The 20,161-nt window shown below is 39.1% G+C and carries 13 protein-coding genes, 10 tRNA genes, 1 rRNA gene and 1 pseudogene (1 of these 25 running past the window's edge); all 25 read left to right on the forward strand.

Annotated features, from left to right (window positions below):
• Window positions 1-2,180, forward strand: a 23S ribosomal RNA gene (locus tag AC2TDL_RS11215) (it extends 878 nt beyond the left edge of the window).
• A gap of 90 nt (window positions 2,181-2,270) precedes the next feature.
• Window positions 2,271-2,346 (forward strand) — tRNA-Asn (locus AC2TDL_RS11220).
• A gap of 3 nt (window positions 2,347-2,349) precedes the next feature.
• Window positions 2,350-2,425: transfer RNA gene (locus AC2TDL_RS11225), tRNA-Thr, on the forward strand.
• Window positions 2,426-2,457: 32 nt separating this feature from the next.
• Window positions 2,458-2,532 (forward strand) — tRNA-Glu (locus AC2TDL_RS11230).
• 65 nt (window positions 2,533-2,597) lie between these two features.
• A tRNA-Val gene (locus AC2TDL_RS11235) sits at window positions 2,598-2,673 on the forward strand.
• A 10-nt stretch (window positions 2,674-2,683) separates the two neighbouring features.
• A tRNA-Gln gene (locus AC2TDL_RS11240) sits at window positions 2,684-2,758 on the forward strand.
• Window positions 2,759-2,770: 12 nt separating this feature from the next.
• A tRNA-Lys gene (locus AC2TDL_RS11245) sits at window positions 2,771-2,846 on the forward strand.
• A 6-nt stretch (window positions 2,847-2,852) separates the two neighbouring features.
• A tRNA-Leu gene (locus tag AC2TDL_RS11250) sits at window positions 2,853-2,935 on the forward strand.
• Window positions 2,936-3,081: 146 nt separating this feature from the next.
• The gene (locus AC2TDL_RS11255) at window positions 3,082-3,603 is read left to right on the forward strand and encodes a PadR family transcriptional regulator (RefSeq protein ID WP_484696216.1); all 522 of its coding nucleotides are present in this window, start codon (window positions 3,082-3,084) and stop codon (window positions 3,601-3,603) included.
• Between the two features lie 169 nt (window positions 3,604-3,772).
• Complete coding sequence (locus tag AC2TDL_RS11260) at window positions 3,773-4,891, forward strand: ABC transporter permease (protein ID WP_484696217.1); 1,119 nt, start codon at window positions 3,773-3,775, stop codon at window positions 4,889-4,891.
• A 112-nt stretch (window positions 4,892-5,003) separates the two neighbouring features.
• Window positions 5,004-5,585: an ABC transporter ATP-binding protein gene (locus AC2TDL_RS11265; protein ID WP_484701147.1), complete on the forward strand. Its 582-nt coding sequence runs from the start codon at window positions 5,004-5,006 to the stop codon at window positions 5,583-5,585.
• 43 nt (window positions 5,586-5,628) lie between these two features.
• Window positions 5,629-5,943, forward strand: a complete 315-nt coding sequence (locus AC2TDL_RS11270) for a heme oxygenase (RefSeq protein ID WP_484696218.1) — start codon at window positions 5,629-5,631, stop codon at window positions 5,941-5,943.
• A 247-nt stretch (window positions 5,944-6,190) separates the two neighbouring features.
• Window positions 6,191-7,738 (forward strand): annotated as a pseudogene (locus AC2TDL_RS11275) (IS1182 family transposase); the annotation flags it as partial.
• A 239-nt stretch (window positions 7,739-7,977) separates the two neighbouring features.
• Window positions 7,978-9,597: a response regulator gene (locus tag AC2TDL_RS11280; RefSeq protein WP_484696219.1), complete on the forward strand. Its 1,620-nt coding sequence runs from the start codon at window positions 7,978-7,980 to the stop codon at window positions 9,595-9,597.
• 14 nt (window positions 9,598-9,611) lie between these two features.
• The gene (locus tag AC2TDL_RS11285; RefSeq protein WP_484696220.1) at window positions 9,612-11,369 is read left to right on the forward strand and encodes a sensor histidine kinase; all 1,758 of its coding nucleotides are present in this window, start codon (window positions 9,612-9,614) and stop codon (window positions 11,367-11,369) included.
• Between the two features lie 220 nt (window positions 11,370-11,589).
• On the forward strand, window positions 11,590-12,384 hold the full coding sequence (locus AC2TDL_RS11290; RefSeq protein WP_484696221.1) for a substrate-binding domain-containing protein: 795 nt from the start codon (window positions 11,590-11,592) through the stop codon (window positions 12,382-12,384).
• Between the two features lie 189 nt (window positions 12,385-12,573).
• A complete protein-coding gene (locus tag AC2TDL_RS11295; RefSeq protein ID WP_484696222.1) occupies window positions 12,574-13,596 on the forward strand; it encodes a galactose ABC transporter substrate-binding protein in 1,023 nt (340 codons plus the stop codon).
• Window positions 13,597-13,747: 151 nt separating this feature from the next.
• The gene (locus tag AC2TDL_RS11300) at window positions 13,748-15,268 is read left to right on the forward strand and encodes a sugar ABC transporter ATP-binding protein (RefSeq protein ID WP_484696223.1); all 1,521 of its coding nucleotides are present in this window, start codon (window positions 13,748-13,750) and stop codon (window positions 15,266-15,268) included.
• 28 nt (window positions 15,269-15,296) lie between these two features.
• Complete coding sequence (mglC, locus tag AC2TDL_RS11305; RefSeq protein ID WP_484696224.1) at window positions 15,297-16,319, forward strand: galactose/methyl galactoside ABC transporter permease MglC; 1,023 nt, start codon at window positions 15,297-15,299, stop codon at window positions 16,317-16,319.
• Between the two features lie 163 nt (window positions 16,320-16,482).
• A tRNA-Leu gene (locus tag AC2TDL_RS11310) sits at window positions 16,483-16,565 on the forward strand.
• A gap of 38 nt (window positions 16,566-16,603) precedes the next feature.
• Window positions 16,604-16,686, forward strand: a tRNA-Leu gene (locus AC2TDL_RS11315).
• Window positions 16,687-16,724: 38 nt separating this feature from the next.
• Window positions 16,725-16,807 (forward strand) — tRNA-Leu (locus tag AC2TDL_RS11320).
• A 132-nt stretch (window positions 16,808-16,939) separates the two neighbouring features.
• Window positions 16,940-17,506, forward strand: a complete 567-nt coding sequence (locus tag AC2TDL_RS11325; RefSeq protein ID WP_484696225.1) for an FAD-dependent oxidoreductase — start codon at window positions 16,940-16,942, stop codon at window positions 17,504-17,506.
• A gap of 214 nt (window positions 17,507-17,720) precedes the next feature.
• Entirely contained in the window at window positions 17,721-18,755 is a 1,035-nt protein-coding gene (locus tag AC2TDL_RS11330) for a LacI family DNA-binding transcriptional regulator (protein ID WP_484696226.1), read from the forward strand.
• A 67-nt stretch (window positions 18,756-18,822) separates the two neighbouring features.
• Complete coding sequence (locus tag AC2TDL_RS11335; protein WP_484696227.1) at window positions 18,823-20,142, forward strand: ABC transporter substrate-binding protein; 1,320 nt, start codon at window positions 18,823-18,825, stop codon at window positions 20,140-20,142.
• Window positions 20,143-20,161 lie beyond the last annotated feature (19 nt).

Genomic DNA, 20,161 nt, shown 5'->3' on the forward strand with positions numbered 1-20,161 from the left:
GGGCTAGCCTTGGAGTCGAGTATCATGGAGGTAGAGCACTGATTGGGTGCGGGGCCCGCGAGGGTTACCAAGTCTAGTCAAACTCCGAATGCCATCGATATATATCCAGGAGTCAGACAGTGAGTGCTAAGATCCATTGTCAAGAGGGAAACAGCCCAGATCATCAGCTAAGGCCCCCAAGTGTGTGTTAAGTGGGAAAGGATGTGGAGTTGCACAGACAACCAGGATGTTGGCTTAGAAGCAGCCACCATTTAAAGAGTGCGTAATAGCTCACTGGTCGAGTGACTCTGCGCCGAAAATGTAACGGGGCTAAACACACCGCCGAAGCTATGGCAAGTCGTAGGTTTCACTTCTTCTTTGAAGAAGTGTTTAGCGACGATTAACATTCGTCGAAATCAACCGCTAAGGTTGTTCAAGAATTCGACTAAATGTATGTTCTTCAGCTAAACACAAACCATCGAAGTTGAAGTGAAGCCTACGAATTGGGTAGGGGAGCGTTGAATACGGGTTGAAGTCATACCGTAAGGAGTGGTGGACTGTATTCAAGTGAGAATGCCGGTATGAGTAACGAAAAGATAGGTGAGAATCCTATCCGCCGTAAGCCTAAGGGTTCCTGAGGAAGGCTCGTCCACTCAGGGTAAGTCGGGACCTAACGCGAGGCCGAAAGGCGTAGTGGAAGGACAACAGGTTGAAATTCCTGTACCACCGTAGTTGTTTGAGCGAAGGGGTGACGCAGAAGGATAGTGACGCGGACTGATGGATGTCCGTCCAAGCAGTGAGGCTGGTGAGTAGGCAAATCCGCTCATCGAAAGGCTGGGCTGTGATGGGGAGCGAAAATTGCAGTAGCGAAGGTCATGAGTTCAGGCTGCCAAGAAAAGCCTCTAGTGAGACGAAGGTGCCCGTACCGCAAACCGACACAGGTAGGCGAGCAGAGCATGCTAAGGCGCGCGGAAGAACTCTCGTTAAGGAACTCGGCAAAATGACCCCGTAACTTCGGGAGAAGGGGTGCCCCGGTAGGGTGAATAGCCCGAGGGGGCCGCAGTGAAAAGGCCCAATCGACTGTTTAGCAAAAACACAGGTCTGTGCAAAGTCGTAAGACGACGTATACGGGCTGACGCCTGCCCGGTGCTGGAAGGTTAAGGGGAATGGTTAGGCGTAAGCCGAAGCTATGAACCGAAGCCCCAGTAAACGGCGGCCGTAACTATAACGGTCCTAAGGTAGCGAAATTCCTTGTCAGGTAAATTCTGACCCGCACGAATGGCGTAACGAATTGGGCGCTGTCTCAACGAGAGATCCGGTGAAATTTTAATACCTGTGAAGATGCAGGTTACCCGCGACAAGACGGAAAGACCCCATGGAGCTTTACTGCAGCTTGATATTGGACTTTGGTACGATCTGTACAGGATAGGTGGGAGCCTAGGAAGCATGAGCGCCAGCTTGTGTGGAGGCGCCGTTGGGATACCACCCTGATCGTATCGGAGTTCTAACCTGTCGCCCTGAATCGGGCGAAGGGACCGTGTCAGGTGGGCAGTTTGACTGGGGCGGTCGCCTCCTAAAGCGTAACGGAGGCGCCCAAAGGTTCCCTCAGAATGGTTGGAAATCATTCGAAGAGTGTAAAGGCAGAAGGGAGCTTGACTGCGAGACCCACAAGTCGAGCAGGGACGAAAGTCGGGCTTAGTGATCCGGTGGTACCGAATGGAAGGGCCATCGCTCAACGGATAAAAGCTACCCTGGGGATAACAGGCTTATCTCCCCCAAGAGTCCACATCGACGGGGAGGTTTGGCACCTCGATGTCGGCTCATCGCATCCTGGGGCTGAAGTAGGTCCCAAGGGTTGGGCTGTTCGCCCATTAAAGCGGTACGCGAGCTGGGTTCAGAACGTCGTGAGACAGTTCGGTCCCTATCTGTCGCGGGCGTAGGAAATTTGAGAGGAGCTGTCCTTAGTACGAGAGGACCGGGATGGACGTACCGCTGGTGTACCAGTTGTTTCGCCAGAAGCACCGCTGGGTAGCCAAGTACGGAAGGGATAAGCGCTGAAAGCATCTAAGCGTGAAGCCCCCCTCAAGATGAGATTTCCCAAGTAGTAAGACCCCTTGAAGACGACGAGGTAGATAGGCTGGGGGTGGAAGTGCAGCAATGCATGGAGCTGACCAGTACTAATCGGTCGAGGGCTTATCCTAAATGATTCGTAAGATGAGAAACTTTCTATCCAGTTTTGAGGGTGCAAGCCTTCAGGCAGCTACTTAAGCTGTTTGTGAGCGATAAAATGTTCCCTGATAGCTCAGTCGGTAGAGCACTCGACTGTTAATCGAGTTGTCACAGGTTCGAGTCCTGTTCGGGGAGCCATTTGCTCTCATAGCTCAGTCGGTAGAGTGCATCCATGGTAAGGATGAGGTCACCGGTTCGATCCCGGTTGAGAGCTCCATTTTCCTCATGGTTGGACAAGCTAGATAATATGGCCCGTTGGTCAAGGGGTTAAGACACCTCCCTTTCACGGAGGTAACAGGGGTTCGAATCCCCTACGGGTCACCAATTTTAATTAAGCACTACTGAAAAGCTTTAATAAATGTTGTTTTTTTGGATAAACTATCCCTTACGGAGGATTAGCTCAGCTGGGAGAGCATCTGCCTTACAAGCAGAGGGTCGGCGGTTCGATCCCGTCATCCTCCACCATTATAAATATTGGGGATTAGCCAAGCGGTAAGGCAACGGACTTTGACTCCGTCATTCCAAGGTTCGAATCCTTGATCCCCAGCCATTTTCTCTTTGAGAGCCATTAGCTCAGTTGGTAGAGCACCTGACTTTTAATCAGGGTGTCGAAGGTTCGAGTCCTTCATGGCTCACCATTTTGTGCGCGTGTGGCGGAATTGGCAGACGCACTAGACTTAGGATCTAGCGGGCGACCGTGGGGGTTCAAGTCCCTCCACGCGCACCATTTATAAAATTAACTCCACCAGAGAAATCTGGTGGTTTTTTTGTAATTATAGAGTAATATGCAGTGAAATATTGCAGGATGAACGTTGACGTTTTTTTTTTATTTAAGAGAAAATAGGTTAAGCGCAAGGAAAGGAGCTGAGCAGTTTGAAACAACGATCATTAATATTGCTTGGGCTATTAATGCGCCAGCGTCAGCATGGGTATCAAATAAATGATTTTATAGAGAAAAATCTAAGCTCCATTACCGATATGAAAAAACCAACTGCTTATGCAACTTTAGATAAGCTTAATGCGAATGGTTATATTGACATAGAACATGAGCAAGAGGGCAACCGTCCACCTCGTAAAGTTTATGCGATTAATGATAAAGGTAGAGCTTACTTCTTCGAATTGCTTATGGACAACTTAACAGAGTCTGAGACATATCACTATAAAGGTGATGTGGGACTAATGTTTATTGACTTTTTATCACAAGAGCAAGCGCTAAAGTCTCTTACTCTGCGTCTAGAAAAAAATAAAAAAATGATTGAGCAGTATACTAATGTTCCTCAGCATGTTACCACACAAGGGGTTAATTTAGTCATACGACATAAGCTGATCATGCTTCAGGCAGAAATTCAATTTCTTGAGGAAGCGTTACAACAATTAGGTAAGAAACATTTATAAGAGTCTTTTCATAAAACGAAAGGGCTCTTTTTTTGCTTTTATGGAAAATTTCATTGTTTTGTCACTCTTGTGTATAAATCCGTCAAATTTGACTAATCATAATTGAAATGAAACAGATTATAGTCTATACTTGAATAGTCAAATCTGACTATATAAAGAGTGAACAAAATTGTATTTAGCATTGAAAGAGCTACAGCATGGCAAATCGAGATTTGTTATGATTGCGGTTATCACAATTTTAATTTCATGGCTAGTATTTATTTTATCTGGTCTAGGTAACGGCTTATCAACTTTAGCAGCAGCTACAATGAAAAACGTTGATGCCAATTATGTAATGTTTGAGGAAGGCTCACGTTCATCGATGAGTCGTTCAGTTATTAGTGAAGATTTAATAACAGAGCTATTAAAGCAACCAAATGTGGAAGATGCATCTGCAATGGGACAATTAACGGCTACTATTGTTAGAAATGTTGACGATGAGGTTTTAAAAACTGATATAACTATTATCGCAGTACAGCCAGGCAGCTTTTTAGAGCCTGAAATAGTAGAAGGCAAGCCGCTTGACGCTAACGATAATATGGGCGTCATCGTAAATGATACTTTAAAGGATGAAGGTTTTGCAATCGGAGATACAATTTCCATTGAAGGATCTGTAGAGCAGTTTACAATTGTTGGTTTTGTACGTAATGAAACTTACAACCATATGCCAGCAGTTTTTGCAACGATGGAAAAGTGGAGAACAGCAGCTTTTGCAGCTCCAGGCTCAGATCACAATGTTTCAAATCCAGTTAATGCGATAATGTTGCAAGGTAAAGATATTGATCCAGAGCAAATTCAAGCTAATTTTAAGGGTGTTGAGGTAGTAACTAAGGGAGCAGCCGTAAGAGGTATGCCAGGTTATATTGAAGAAAGCGGAACGATAACAATGATGTTAGTATTTTTGCTTGTAATTTCCGCTTGTATCTTAGCAGTATTTTTCTATGTATTAACGTTGCAAAAAACAAATCAACTAGGTGTTATGAAAGCACTAGGTGCTAGTCAATCATTCTTAAGCAAAATGATTGTATCGCAAGTATTTTTACTTTCATTGGTAAGCATTGTTATCGGTATAATCATTACTTATTTAACTGCTATGGTGTTCCCAGCTGGTATGCCATTTGATTTAGATACTAAATTAGTCATTATTTATGGACTAGCCTTGCTAATTATATGTACCCTAAGTTCCGTTTTATCAATTCGCAGAATGAAAAAGATCGATCCGCTTATTGCGATTGGGAGGGTTGAATAATGTCTATTCTAACATTCACACAAGTATCTAAAACCTATTTACAAGGGGAACAAACTGTTACAGCGTTAAAAACGTTGACTTTTCATTAAACAAAGGTGAATTCGTAGCTGTAATCGGTCCTTCTGGTTCAGGGAAAAGTACATTTTTATCTATAGCAGGAGCATTGCTTCAGCCAAGCTCAGGAAGCGTCGTTATCAATGGCAAAGCTATTGATAAGCTAAATGCTAAGCAGCTTACTGAAATTCGTTTAGATGAAATCGGCTTTATTTTTCAATCGAGCAACCTGATCCCTTTCTTAAATACTACAGATCAACTGCTAGCTGTTAAACGAATGAAGGGAAAAGTAAGTGCTGCAGATGTTGAGCGAGCAAAAGAAATTTTAACTAAACTTGGATTAGGCAATAAATTAAAATCATATCCAGAGCAACTTTCTGGTGGTGAAAAACAGCGTACTGCTATTGCGCGAGCATTTATGAATGATCCTTCTGTATTACTTGCCGATGAGCCAACTGCTAGCCTTGATACTGCCCGTGCACATGAGGTTGTACAGCTAATTGCACAAGAAGTTAAAGATCGGCAAAAGGCTGCGATTATGGTTACACATGATGAGCGTTTGCTTTCATATTGTGATAAGATTTATCGTATAGAAGACGGAATATTAATGCAGCAAAAGGAAAAAGTTTTATCACATTAATCGTTTGCTCCATTAAATTTACTTTGCATTAAGGAGTGTTGTTATGATTATCGTAACAAATCGAATTAAATTAAAACCAGGATTTGCAGAGAAAATGGCTCCTAGATTTACTGCTCCAAGTCCATTGCATGATTTAGAAGGGTTCCATAAGGTAGAGGTGCTTGTAACCGAGCATGAAGACTATGAAATTATGGATGTAAATATGTACTGGGAAAACTACGAGCAATTCGAAGCATGGAGAAATAGTGATCTGTTCAAACAAGCACATGCTAATCAAGGACCTCCAAACGGAGATAGTCCTATTCTCGGCAGTGAGATTATTAAATATAAGGTAGCGGCAACAACGGAATCTAATTAACATCCCAAAAATAAAGAAAATAATCTGTAGAGCATATTGATATTGACGCAGTTGTCAATTTCATGTATGTTATATAGGTATTTATTAGCAATATTCGAGCCTGGGACAAAACCCAGCTAAATGAAAGAAAACTCCTGGTGCTCTACAAAGTAGAATGCCAGGAGTTCATTTTTTACATACAAAAGGAACACTTTCTGTTAAAATTTAAGTATCTCACCCCAAAAATTTCAAAAGAAAGGTGTTCCTTATGTTTAAAGATTATAACATGAATCAATTAGTTTTGCCTCTAAATTTAGAAGTTAAATTAGATAAACATGATATCGCATTTGCCATTCATCATTTGGTCGAAAGTATTCCAGATGAAGCGTTTCGTTCGTTTGTTCGTCGTGACGGTTGTCCAGCCTATCATCCGCGCATGATGCTCAAGATCATTCTATGCGGCTACACTCAATCTGCCTTTTCTGGTCGTAAAATTGAAGCTCTTACGAAAGACAGTATTCGGATGATGTGGTTAGCTCAAGGCTATGAACCTTGCTACCGTACGATTAATCGTTTCCGTGTTCATCCTGTGATGAAAGACTTACTCCGCCAGTGCTTCGTTCAATTTCGCTCGAAGTTAGTGGAAGAAAAGATCATTACCCAAGAAGCGATGTTCATTGATGGAACCAAAATTGAAGCCAATGCGAATAAGTTCACCTTTGTATGGAAAAAAGCCGTGGACAAACATCATGCTCGGCTCATTGAAAAGTCGAATCAACTGTACAACGAGTTATTGGAACAAAAGATCATTCCAGAGCTTGAACATGAGCAAGAACTCTCTACGGAAAACTTACTGGAGATCGCAGAACACCTTGAGCGAGTGGTTGAAAGCTATACAGAAAAGATCGCAGCATCCGAAGATACGAGTGAACGAAAACAATTACGAAGCAAGCGAAAAGCACCAAAACAACTACTCAAGCAAGTCCGTGATTGGATGGAACGAAAAAACATGTACAAGCTTCATCAACAACGATTCGGAAAGCGCAACAGTTATTCCAAAACCGATCCTGATGCAACCTTCATGCGAATGAAAGATGACTACATGAAGAATGGACAATTGAAGCCTGGATACAATGTACAAATTGCAACCGAAGGACAATACACACTGGCTTATGGTATCTATTCCAATCCAACGGACACCAAGACGCTTATTCCTTTTCTTGATGAAATTGAAACCCATTATTTTGACTTGCCTACCTATATCGTAGCGGATGCCGGATATGGAAGTGAGCAAAACTATGAGGATGTGATCACGAAGCGCAAGCGTGTTCCATTAATAAAGTATACGATGTATGAGCGTGAGCAAAAGAGAAAGTCTAAAACCGATCCATTTCAAACAAGTAACTGGCACTATGATGCCGAAAAGGATCGTTATCTTTGTCCAAATGGACAGGAACTAACGTTTCAACGCTATACCATACGCAAAGATAAAGATGGGTTTGAGCGACAATTCAAGATCTATGCTTGTGCGGATTGTACAGGATGTCCTTTCCGATCCTCATGTACGAAAGCACAAGAAGGAAGACACCGACAACTGATGATCAATGCACGTTGGGAACAACAAAAAACCTATGTAAGAGAGCAGCTTTCAGGAGAAAAAACAGGGGAGATCTACCGTCAACGAAAAATTGACGTAGAACCAGTTTTTGGATTCTTGAAGGCTAATTTAGGTTTCACTCGCTTTTCAGTTCGAGGAAAACGGAAAGTTGAGCATGAGATTGGACTTGCCTTAATGGCAGTAAACTTAAGGAAATATGTGCTACGAACGTAGCATAGCATTAGAAAAACAGAGCCTAAAATGAGCAAACGGTGAAATCTTTGAACAGATTTCACCGTTTGCTTGTTTTAAGAGACAAGTTTTGTCCCAGGCTCTTTTATTAATGAGCAGAAAATGAATAAGCATTACTGGTTGCTAAAACAATAAAGATTGATTGAACTGTTAAAAACTTGAACGGTTAAAAAGTGACGTAACTAGCCAACTGAGGTGAATAATAAATGTATACATGTTTATTCGTAGACGATGAAATCGAAATCAGAGAAGGAATGAAAAGTAAAATTGATTGGAAGTCTCAAATGTTTAATGAGCCAATACTTGCCGCAAATGGTGCTGAGGCCATTGAAATGTTGGAGAGCATTGAACCAGACCTTTTAATTACGGATATAAATATGCCATACATTAATGGACTAGAGCTAGCAACTTGGGTAAAAAAACAATACCCACTGACAAAAATTATAATTTTATCTGGATTGGATGAATTTGAATATGCCAAGGAAGCACTGCGTATTCATGTAGATGCTTATATGTTAAAGCCAGTCACTGCAGAAGAACTAGTCAGCACCATTCAACAGTTATTATCTGAGCTAGAGGCAGAACGTGAACGTCACAGTAACATGAAGCAATTGGAGGAGCATTATCGTCTTTCTTATCCGATTGTAAAAGAAAAATTTTTAACATCGCTTATAACACGTGTGCAAAATAAAGAAGAGGTACTTCAGAAAGCTGAAAAATATCAGGTTAATTTACAGGGAAGATTATATATTATTTCTTGTATTGAAGTGATCCATTCTGAATTAATTAAGCAAACAAAAAGCTCATCGCTTGCTGAATCTTCAGATCTAGATTTAAAGTTATTCGCAATAAATAATGTTACTAGTGAAATTTGGGAAAAATACGGTTTAGGTCATATTTTTGTGTTTTCAGATCATTTGCTGCTTCTTTCTGTTTTTTCTCAAAATGATGAGCAAACAGCAGTTGAAATCACTCAAAAAGCAATGGGTGAAGTGTTGAAAAGCATCAATCGATATTTAAATTTACAAGTTATGATCGGTATAGGCTCTCCTGTTGATGATGTAACTAAACTTAAATATTCGTATGAAGGAGCTTTGATGGCGATCGATTATCGAAGCTTATTAGGTAGTAACAGTGTTGTCTATATCGAAGATATGGAGTTGCGTGCACCATCCACTTTTATTTTTGATGATTTTAAAGCACAGCAACTAACACGTACCTTAAAGCTAGGGACTAAAGACGAACTTGCAACTTTATTGACTGAAATTTTTGATGAAGTTTTACAAGCAAATGTTTCACTGGCCAACAAGCGTTACTATATGCACGAGATGCTAGTTACGATTATTAAATTAATGAAAACATATACTTCAATGGAACATGATGAAATGAGTTTAATTAGTTATTTTAATCGATTACAGTCGATTGAGGAAACAAAGGCGTGGTTTGCATTAATCTGTGAGCAAATTAGAGAACAGATTGAAGAAGGCAGGGAAACAAAGTATAAGCAAATAATTGAGGAAGCTATTCATTACGTAAAGGAAAATTATCACGATAGTGAACTGTCTATAACTACAGTATGTGACTATTTACATATAAGTACAGGTTACTTTAGCGCTCTATTTAAAAAGGAATTAAAAATGACGTTCGGTGCCTACCTAAAAAAAATTCGGATGGAAAAAGCTATGGAACTGTTAAGAACGACCGAGCTAAAGTCTTTTGAAATTGCAGCTATGGTAGGGTATTCTGATCCGAACTATTTCAGTATGAGCTTTAAAAAGTTCGCTGGATTATCAGCAAAAGAGTATCGAAATACGATTAAAGAGTAGCAGAGGACAATCATATGAAGTTTTCTAAGGATTCAAGCATTCAGTCGATTTTGCTAAGAACATTAACTGTGTTTTCAGCATTAATCGTTTTAGTGATTACATTAGTGTTATATGGACACTTTTCCAGAGAAACGAATGAAATGATTTTAAACGACTCGCAATTACTGGTTAATAAAGCCAGTCAATCTCTTGAAAACTATATTGAATCTACAAATCAATTATTTTATATGATTAACCATAAGCTTGAGGAAAGTCAAAATTTGAACAATCAGCAGTTATTAAATGATGTTGAAAATTTATTATTTTCACGTAAAGACATCGTTTCCGTCTCATTGATTGATACGCAGGGGAATATGGTATTTGGACTGCCAAATGTAAAGATGAAGGAGACAGCCAATCCGCTTGAAGAGGATTGGTATAAGTCAGCAAAAAACAGAAAGGGATATATGCAAATATCCCAACCGCATGTGTTAAATATGTATTTTGAACAATATCCTTGGGTGGTATCTTTTAGTAAGACAGTCCAGCTCGTGAAGCAAGACAAAATGATTGAAGGTGTTCTTGTTCTGCACGTTAATTTTAATCAAATCGAAAGCTTGCTAAAAGAAATTGCAAACGGCACAAGAGGTTATCTTTATGTTTTAGAAGAATCAGGCGGAAATATGGTTTATCATCCGCGACTTGAACTCGTCTATACAAGAGTAATCGAAGAAAATGTAGAATTAGCACTTAAACATCCTTATGGAAGTTATTTTTATGACGATAAAGAAAAGCAAGAGAAGATTATGAGTATTCAAACAATCGGCAATGTAGGATGGAAAGTTGTCGGCATTATTGATGTAGAGAGCACAATTTTAGGAAAAAAAGTTTTTAAAGAGCCTATCATTTATTTGGGTATTGCGTTTATCCTTATTGTTATTGTCATCTCTAGTGTAATTGCACGCTGGATTTCTAACCCGATACAAAGCTTGGCGCGAAAAATGAAGGATATTGGTTATGGCGATCTAGGAGGAAAAGTAGAAATCCAAACTTCACCTTACGATCCGCGAGAAATTAGACATTTGTCTGTTCAATTTAACCATATGATGAGCACAATATCTGAATTAATGGAGAAGGTTGTCAAAGAGCAGGAATTAAAGAGAAAGCATGAGCTTGATGCATTACAGGCACAAATAAATCCACATTTCTTATATAATACGTTGGATATGCTTGTTAGTATGGTTGGCGTCAATAAAAATGATGAAGTGATTAAAACTATTACCGCCCTGTCTAGGTTATTTCGGATTAGTATCGGTAAAGGAAAAGCAGAAATTACGATTCGTGAAGAACTTGAGCATGTGCGAAATTATTTGCTAATACAACAAGTTAGATACAAGGATAAATTTGATTATGTGATTGAAATGGATGATGAGGTAGCTGATTTATTAACGCTTAAACTTATTATTCAACCGATTGTAGAAAATGCAATTAAACATGGCTTTGAGCTGGCAGTAGATAAAGGGTTAATTTCTATTTCAGCAAAACTTATCGATGGACAAGTTGTATTTACAGTCGAGGACAATGGACTTGGTATGAGTGAAGAACGATTAAATCAAATTAGAACAGGATTATACGAAAGTAAAAAGGGAACCGGCGTAGGAATATATAACGTTCAAAGCCGCATTCATCTTTATTATGGAGAACAGTATAATCTGCAGTTTGAAAGCGAAATAGAGGAAGGTACGAAAGTTACTATTCCGATACCAGTTATCGAAAAAAGTAATCATGCTTAAACAAGTCATGAAGGGAATAAATGACATGAAACTAAGATTACGTTTATTTTTTACACGTCGGATAACAATACTATATATATTTTTACTGAGCATAGCTTGTTTTCTGATTCTTAGAACCCTTTTTGATTGGAGTATTTTTCAAAAAGAAGAAAAAGTAATAGCCATTCACTACATTACAGATGTTAACAAAATTAATTATAAAAATTTAAGGATGCAAGGGATGCAAGCAGCGAGAGAGGATTTAAATGTAAGTCTATTTATTCATCCATTGCGTCCTAATTCTAATGAACTGATGAACATACTAAATGAGCATCCTGATTCAATTATTATTGGCGATTATGTTCATGATGATTTGAACACCTTTATTGAAAAAGCTAAGAAGCAACATATTCCTGTTATATTAGCTGACTATGCTGTTGATCTTGATGATTCAGATTCAGTATATATTGGCGTTGATCATCAAGCTGCTGGAATGATGGCCGCAAGATTTATTGCCCCATTGTTAGAGGAAAAAGGGAATGTAGCATTAATCGGCTATCACGAACAAGGAAGTAGCGGTTATTTAATGAGCAAAGGAGCGGAAGATGAATTATCGACCTACTCAGCGATTGACATTAAAGCCAATATAAGCTGTGCAAATGATACGGAATCCTGCTTAGAAACAATTAAAATGCTGCTGCAGCAAAAAAAGTTAGATGGGATTATCGCCTTAGATGCGCAAAGCGCATATGATGTTGCTCAGTTAGTTAAGCAAATGAATTTAACGCAGGATATAAAAATGGCAGCTTATGAGCAGAGTAATAGTCTTATTGAATTTCTCCAAGACGAAACAATAGATGCATTATTGATATACAATTATTTCAATCTTGGTTACCTGGCTCTGCAATATGCAGATGATATGGCAAAAGGTAAAAAAGTTCCATCAGCTGAAATTTTGACACCTCAAATAATTACAAAGGAAAATATGTTCTGGTTACAAAATCAAAAGCTGCTGTTTCCTCTAAATAATCTATAAGAGAATACAAAAATTCCATCATAAAAATCATGGTTTTATTAAAAATATTAGAATTTTAATAAAAACCATGATTTTTTTATATTCATTTAAGCCTTAAAAATCAGCATAATAAAACCATAACAAATGAGATACACTTAATGAAACACAGTGACTAACACAAAATGTTCTACAACTTAGGGGGAGTTAATAATGAAAAAATTATTAGCAACATTAACAATCGGTGCTTTGGCGGTTACAGCAGCAGCTTGTGGCGGCGGTAATAGTAACAGCGGAGGCAGTTCATCAGATTTGCCAAAAACAGGTGTAGCAATTTACAAATTTGATGATACATTTATGAGCGGCGTTAGAAGTGCGATTAGTGCGGCTGCAGCTGGTAAAATTTCAGTTGATATTGTAGACAGCCAAAACTCACAGCCTACACAAAACGATAAAGTTGACTTATTTATTACAAAGAAAATGAAAGCGATCGCAGTAAACCCAGTTGACCGTACAGCTGCTGGTGTTATCGTTGATAAAGCTAAAAATGCTAACGTTCCAGTTGTATTCATTAACCGTGAACCTCTAGCTGATGACTTAGCAAAATGGGATAAAACTTATTTCGTTGGTGCAAAAGCTGAAGAATCCGGTACAATGCAAGGTCAAATCTTGGCTGATTACTTCAAAAACAATCCTGAAGCAGATAAAAACGGAGACGGTATTTTGCAATATGTCATGATTAAAGGCGAACCTGGTCACCAAGATGCTGAGCTTCGTACAAAATATTCTGTGTTAGCGATTGAAGAAGCTGGCGTGCAAGTTGAATTGCTTGCTGAAGATACAGCTATGTGGGACCGCGTTAAAGGTCAAGAAAAAATGGCAGCTTTCCTATCTTCTAAAGGAGATAAAATTGAAGCAGTTATTGCAAACAATGACGATATGGCTTTAGGTGCGATTGAAGCATTGAAAGCAGCGGGTTACTTCCAAAACGGTAAATATATGCCGGTTGTAGGGGTAGATGCTACAGATGCTGCACAACAAGCACTGAAAGATGGCACAATGCTAGGTACTGTATTGAATGATGCAGAGAACCAAGGTAAAGCTACTGTAGAATTGCTTCGTGTACTAGCTAACGGCGAAACACCAACTAAAGAAAATACTGGTTATGAAATTACAGATGGCAAATACGTTTGGATTCCTTATCAAAAAGTAACAAAAGATGATGCTGCACAATAATTAAATGATGCGGATTCCTCTAAGAATGCTCTTTTCTTAAAGTAAGGTTCTTAGAGGAATCCTTTAACATGGATTTTAAGAAAATCGATGTTTAATTAAAACTGATTTAATAAGTAACTAACTATGACACAGCAGTACAGGAGGCTATACGATGGGACAAGAGCATCCTTATGTATTAGAGCTTAATGGTATAACTAAAACTTTTCCGGGAGTAAAAGCGTTAGATAACGTAACTTTGAAGGTGAAGCGCGGTACCGTTCATGCTCTTATGGGTGAAAACGGAGCAGGTAAATCGACATTAATGAAATGCCTTTTTGGTATATATTCTCCTGATTCAGGTGAGATTTATATAGATGGTGAACTTGCTAAAATTAACAATTCCAATGACGCATTAGCTGCTGGTGTATCAATGATTCACCAAGAGTTGCACCCAGTAACTCAACGCAACGTTATGGAAAACATATGGCTAGGAAGATTTCCGGAAAAGGGAGTAGGACCTTTCCGATTTATAGATCATAAAAAAATGCTGAAGGATACGGAAGCATTGTTAAAAGATTTAAGTATGGACATAGATCCTAAGCAATTAGTTGGTGAGCTTTCTGTTTCTAAAATTCAATCACTGGAAATTGCTAAGGCGGTATCCTTTAATTCTAAGGTTATCGTTATGGATGAACCAACGTCTTCATTAACAGGAAACGAAGTTGAGCACTTATTCCGCATTATAAATCAGTTAAGAGACCGCGGTGTATCGATTATTTATATTTCACACAAAATGGAAGAAATTTTGCGTATATCTGACGAAGTCACGATTATGCGTGATGGTAAATATATCGGTACTTGGGATGCTAAAACGATCACAATTGATGAAATTATTACGAGAATGGTCGGTCGTGATTTATCTGACCGCTTCCCTGAACGATCCAATAAACCAGGCGAAACGATGCTAAAAGTTGAAAATCTAACTTCTACGAATCCTGCTTCGTTTAAGGATGTTTCCTTCGAACTTCGCAAGGGAGAGATTTTAGGAATCGGCGGTTTGGTTGGTGCACAGCGTACGGAACTAGTTGAAGCAATCTTTGGTTTACGTTCCATCGCATCTGGACGAATTATTAAAGATGGTGAAGAAATTAAAATCAAATCTCCACGTGACGCTATCAAACATAATATTGCATTGCTGACAGAGGAGCGACGCGTTACGGGTATCTTCCCTGTATTGTCAGTAAAGGATAATACTGCAATTGCAAACTTAGGTCTTTATGAAAACAAATTTGGTTTCTTAAGCGATAAGAAAATGAGAGAAGAAGCTGAAAAAGGTGTTGTTAAGTTTAAAACGAAAACACCGAGCATTGACCAGTTGATTCGTAACTTATCAGGAGGAAATCAGCAAAAAGTGCTGCTAGCGCGTTGGCTGTTAACGAATCCAGATATTCTATTGCTTGATGAACCTACGCGAGGAATTGACATCGGTGCTAAGTACGAAATTTATAGCATCATTATTGATCTTGCGAAGCAAGGCAAAAGTATTATTATGATTTCTTCAGAAATGCCAGAGTTATTAGGAATGTCAGATCGAGTAATGGTTATGTCTGAAGGAAGATTAAAAGGTATTTTGGAAGGTCATGAAGCAAATGAAGAAAGTGTAATGCGACTTGCCGCACAAACTGGAAAATAAACAGCAGGATTTATAGGAGGACCATAACATGAGTAACAATAATTCATCAGCCTTAAAGTTAAAGGGTGCAATTTCACAAAACGTGATTTGGCTTGTACTCGTTGCTTTAATTATCGGGATAACCATTATCGATACCAATTTCTTATCCATAATTACAATTAAAGATATTTTAATTCAGTCCAGTACAAGATTGATTATTGCATTAGGTGCAGCGTTTGTACTAATTACAGCCGGTACTGACCTTTCTGCAGGTAGAGTTGTAGGTTTAACAGCAGTTATTTCAGCTTCAATGCTGCAAATGCCGAATTATGGAGCTAAGTTTTTCCCTAACTTGCCGGAACTTTGGGTAGTTATTCCAATCGCAATTGCGATTCTTGTTGGTTTTTTAATTGGTTTACTAAACGGTTTTATCGTATCTAAGTTTAACGTTCCTCCATTTATTGCAACACTAGGAACGATGGTAGCTGTATACGGTGCTAACTCACTTTATTTCGATATGGAGCCAAATAATTCTCAACCGATTGGTGGTCTGCGCAGTGACTTTACCGTAATTGGTTCTGGAAGCATTGGTTCTGGTCAATTCTCTGTACCGTACATCGTATTAATTGCAATTTTTGTTGCATTTATCGTTTGGGTTATCTTTAACAAAACTCGCTTAGGTAAAAATATGTACGCTATCGGCGGTAACATTCAAGCAGCTCACGTATCTGGTATTAATGTAGCAAAATACTTAATGTGGATATATGCAATTGCTGGTGCTTTGTATGGTTTAGCAGGTGTGCTTGAAGCAGCACGCACAGGTGGCGCATCTAACAACTATGGTAACATGTACGAACTTGACGCTATCGCAGCCTGCGTAGTTGGTGGTGTTTCAACAACTGGTGGCGTAGGTCGTGTTAAAGGTATTGTTGCCGGGGTATTAATCTTCACCGTTATTAACTATGGTTTAACTTATATCGGCGTTAACCCTAACTGGCAGCTAATCATTAAAGGTGCAATTATCGTCGTTGCCGTTGCATTTGATATTCGTAAATATGTTGCAAAAAAATAATGTAATCTCCCCCCTTGAATAAATTAAAAAGCTTTGTTTGTTCAGAAATATGACTTCTGTTCAAGCAAAGCTTTTTTTATGTAATTTAGAATGAATGATTAAAAAAATGTTGACATTCGAAATAAATTTGTGTATTCTATAAAGGTACTCAATTTTTTGATGTGCGCGTGTGGCGGAATTGGCAGACGCACTAGACTTAGGATCTAGCGGGCGACCGTGGGGGTTCAAGTCCCTCCACGCGCACCAGTTAATAAATTGAGAACTTCATAATGATTATGTAATGTGCGCGTGTGGCGGAATTGGCAGACGCACTAGACTTAGGATCTAGCGGGCGACCGTGGGGGTTCAAGTCCCTCCACGCGCACCAGTTAATGAATTGAAAACTTCATAATGATTATGTAACGTGCGCGTGTGGCGGAATTGGCAGACGCACTAGACTTAGGATCTAGCGGGAAACCGTGGGGGTTCAAGTCCCTCCACGCGCACCAGTTAATGAATGTTCAACCATCAGCAGTAGCTGGTGGTTTTTTTGTATATTCACTAGTGACTGTTTTTGCTAAAACCTGGGGGCTTGAATTATAATGGATATGAAAAATCATATTGTAAAGGGGTAGAGATCAATGTACGAAGTAGCGATTATTGGAGCAGGTCCTGCGGGTGCAAGTGCAGCTATTTTTACAGCTAAAGCTGGCAAAAAAACAATTGTAATCGATAGTGACAAAGGAATGACAAAGCGAGCTTGGTTTGAGAACTACTACGGTATTGAAGAGATCTCAGGCCCAGAGCTAATTGATATTGGAATTAAGCAGTTTAAAAAGTTTGGTGCGGAATATAAGGTGGCTACAGCAACAAATATTGAGCGGAATAATGATGGACTACAGATTACGTTAGACTCAGGAGAAAATATTACCGCTAAGCACGTGATTCTAGCAAGCGGCATTCATGTCGACCTTGCTGAGAAAATTGGTATTACGACAAAGCCTGGTACAGAGCCGCGTATTAAAACAATCGTTGAAGTAGACGCACAAGGCAAGACCAACGTTGATGGAGTATGGGCTGCAGGAACAATTACAGGGGTAAGTGTGCACGCTGTTATTACAGCAGGTGATGGTGCGAAAGTAGCAATCAACATCATTAGTGAGCTAAACGGCGAGCGTTATGTTGATCATGATATTTTAAAATCATAATTTTGAATATTGCAAATTGAGATGGCTATGAGCGTTGCTCCGAGAATTGGTTCATTCGATCAGATTCTTACGGAGGAATGCTCATAGTTTTTTTTATGAGATTTTTGCGATAAGCGACATTTTTTTACAAGTTAAGCGTTTAAAAAAACAATTGACAAATATTGAAAGCGTTATTATAATCTAGTTAAACGCTTAACTAAGGGGATGTACCTAGATGTCGAGGAAGAAAATAACAATACGTGACGTAGCAGAACACGCAGGTGTGTCCATAGCAGCAGTCTCTTATGTATTAAATGGTAAGGAGCATAAAGTTTCGGCAGAAACGATCGAATTAATTCATGAATCTATTAAAGCACTAAATTACATACCAAGTATGTCTGCCAGAGGCCTTGCCAAAAATCAGTCTCAGCTAATTGCAGTCATTATTCCGCAAACTGAAGATCGTAGTCAGCTTGTTTTCGACAATCCATTTTATAGCGAGATGATTAGCAATATTGAGGCGACTGTTAGGAAGGAGGGCTATCATGTCCTGCTTGCAGGAGTAGAGAAGGAGCAATCCTATCTTGATATTTCGGTATCAAGAAACTTGGATGGAGCGATTTTAATTGGAATTTATCCAGAAGAGTTATATGAAGAATGCAAGCAAGCCAATATCCCGATTGTTTTGGTAGATAGCTACATTCATGATAATTATTTTACGAATGTTGGTATCGATGATGAGCTTGGCGGGTACTTGGCGACGAAATATCTTATCGAACATGGTCACAAAGAAATTGCCATCGTTACAGGTAGCATTAAACGAGATGGCGTTGTTGAAAAACGCTATTTAGGATATCGACGTGCGCTTGCTGAAGCGGGTATTCCGTTTAAGAAGGAATATGTTTTTGAGGAATCTGTTTCGTTTGAGCATGGGCATCACTCTGGTTGCATTATTGCACGTGATTATCCAGAAATTACAGCCGTATTTTCAACTGCAGATATTATGGCGTTTGGCATAATCCGAAGTATTATGGAAAATGGCCTTCGGGTTCCCGAGGATATATCTGTTATCGGCTTTGATGATATCTCTTGGGCAGGAATGTTTTTCCCGCCGTTAACTACAGTAAGACAAAATATCGCAGAAAAAGGTAGATTGTCAGCACAGCTTTTACTTGAGCAGATTAAGGGCAATAAGAAAGAAGTAGAAAAGCAAGTACAAGTGGATTTAGAGGTTGTTTCCAGGGATACAGTTGCGAAGTTAAACGGTTAACTACCAAATGATAGTTAATTGTTTGATGATAAAAAAACCAATTTATTTTTTTAGGGGGATGGTAAGAATGAAGAAAGCGAAATGGGTAAAGCAATTATCTTTAGTGTTTTCTGCAATTTTACTTTGTACACTAATTGGTTGTAGCAGCAATGGAAATTCATCAAGCAATACTTCAAATGGTACAACTAGTAACAATTCAAATGACTCAAGCGCTAATGCCAAGGAGCAAGTCGTTGTTAAATTCGCCAACTTCTCAGGATCAGGTGAGGCTGCTCCAGCACTTGAGGCTATGCGTCAAAAGTTTGAGGAACTAAACCCAGATATCAAAATTGATATCGAAACAATTGGTTTTGATGAATACTTTACACAAATGCAAACTCGTGTTGCCGGTGGGAATGCACCAGATGCATATGAATTAAACTTTGAAAATTTTGTTTCTTATGCAAAGAAAGGTGTACTAAAAAATTTAAATGAGTATGAACTCGATACAGCTGCATTATATGAAACAGCCCTAAAAGCGTTCCAAAGTGATGGAGTACAGTATGGTTTACCAGCTAGCTTTTCTAACGTTGTTCTTATTTATAACAAAGATTTGTTTGACCAAGCGAATATTGATTATCCAACAAATGATTGGACATGGGAAGACATGGACGAAGCAGCTGCGAAAATTCGCGCTTTAGGTGAAGATATTTTTGGTGTTCATCAAAGCGTTCAATTTTTCGAATTTTTCAAAGCTGTTAAGCAAAATGGCGGCAGTCTGTTAAGTGAAGACGGAAAAACATTTACTGTAAACAGACCAGAAAATATTGATGCACTACAACATTTAGCTGATCGCATCAATAAAACAAATATTATGGCATCTGATGCACAGCTAAGTGGTATGGGAGATTGGGATTTATTTAAAAGCGGACGTCTAGGCATGATTATTACAGGTATTTGGGCATTCCCGGACTTTGTAGAAAACGTTTCCTTTAACTGGGATATCGCAGTAGAGCCAGGTAACGTACAAAAAGCAACACATTTCTTTGCTAATGGTTATGTTGTTAATGAAAAGAGCAAAGTAGCTGAAGCGGCAGTTAAGTGGATTAACTTTATGTCAGCAAGCAAAGAGGCGGCTCAAATTCGCGTCGATGCTAACTGGGAGCTTCCAGCCGTTACTTATCCAGAGGTACAAGAGAAATATTTAAGTGTTACTCCTCCTGAAAATCGAGAAGCAGTATTTGAATCACTAGATTACTTGATAACTCCTCCTGTAATTGAGCAATTTAATGAGATGAATGATATTTTAACTCAGCATCTATCTAAAGCTGCGCAAGGAGCGGTAACTGCAGCTCAAGCGCTTGATGATGCACAAAAAGAGTTAGAAAGTAAAATCAAATTGCAATAATTCATTTTGACGGACAGGA

The sequence above is a fragment of the Paenibacillus sp. plas6 genome, assembly GCF_057221655.1.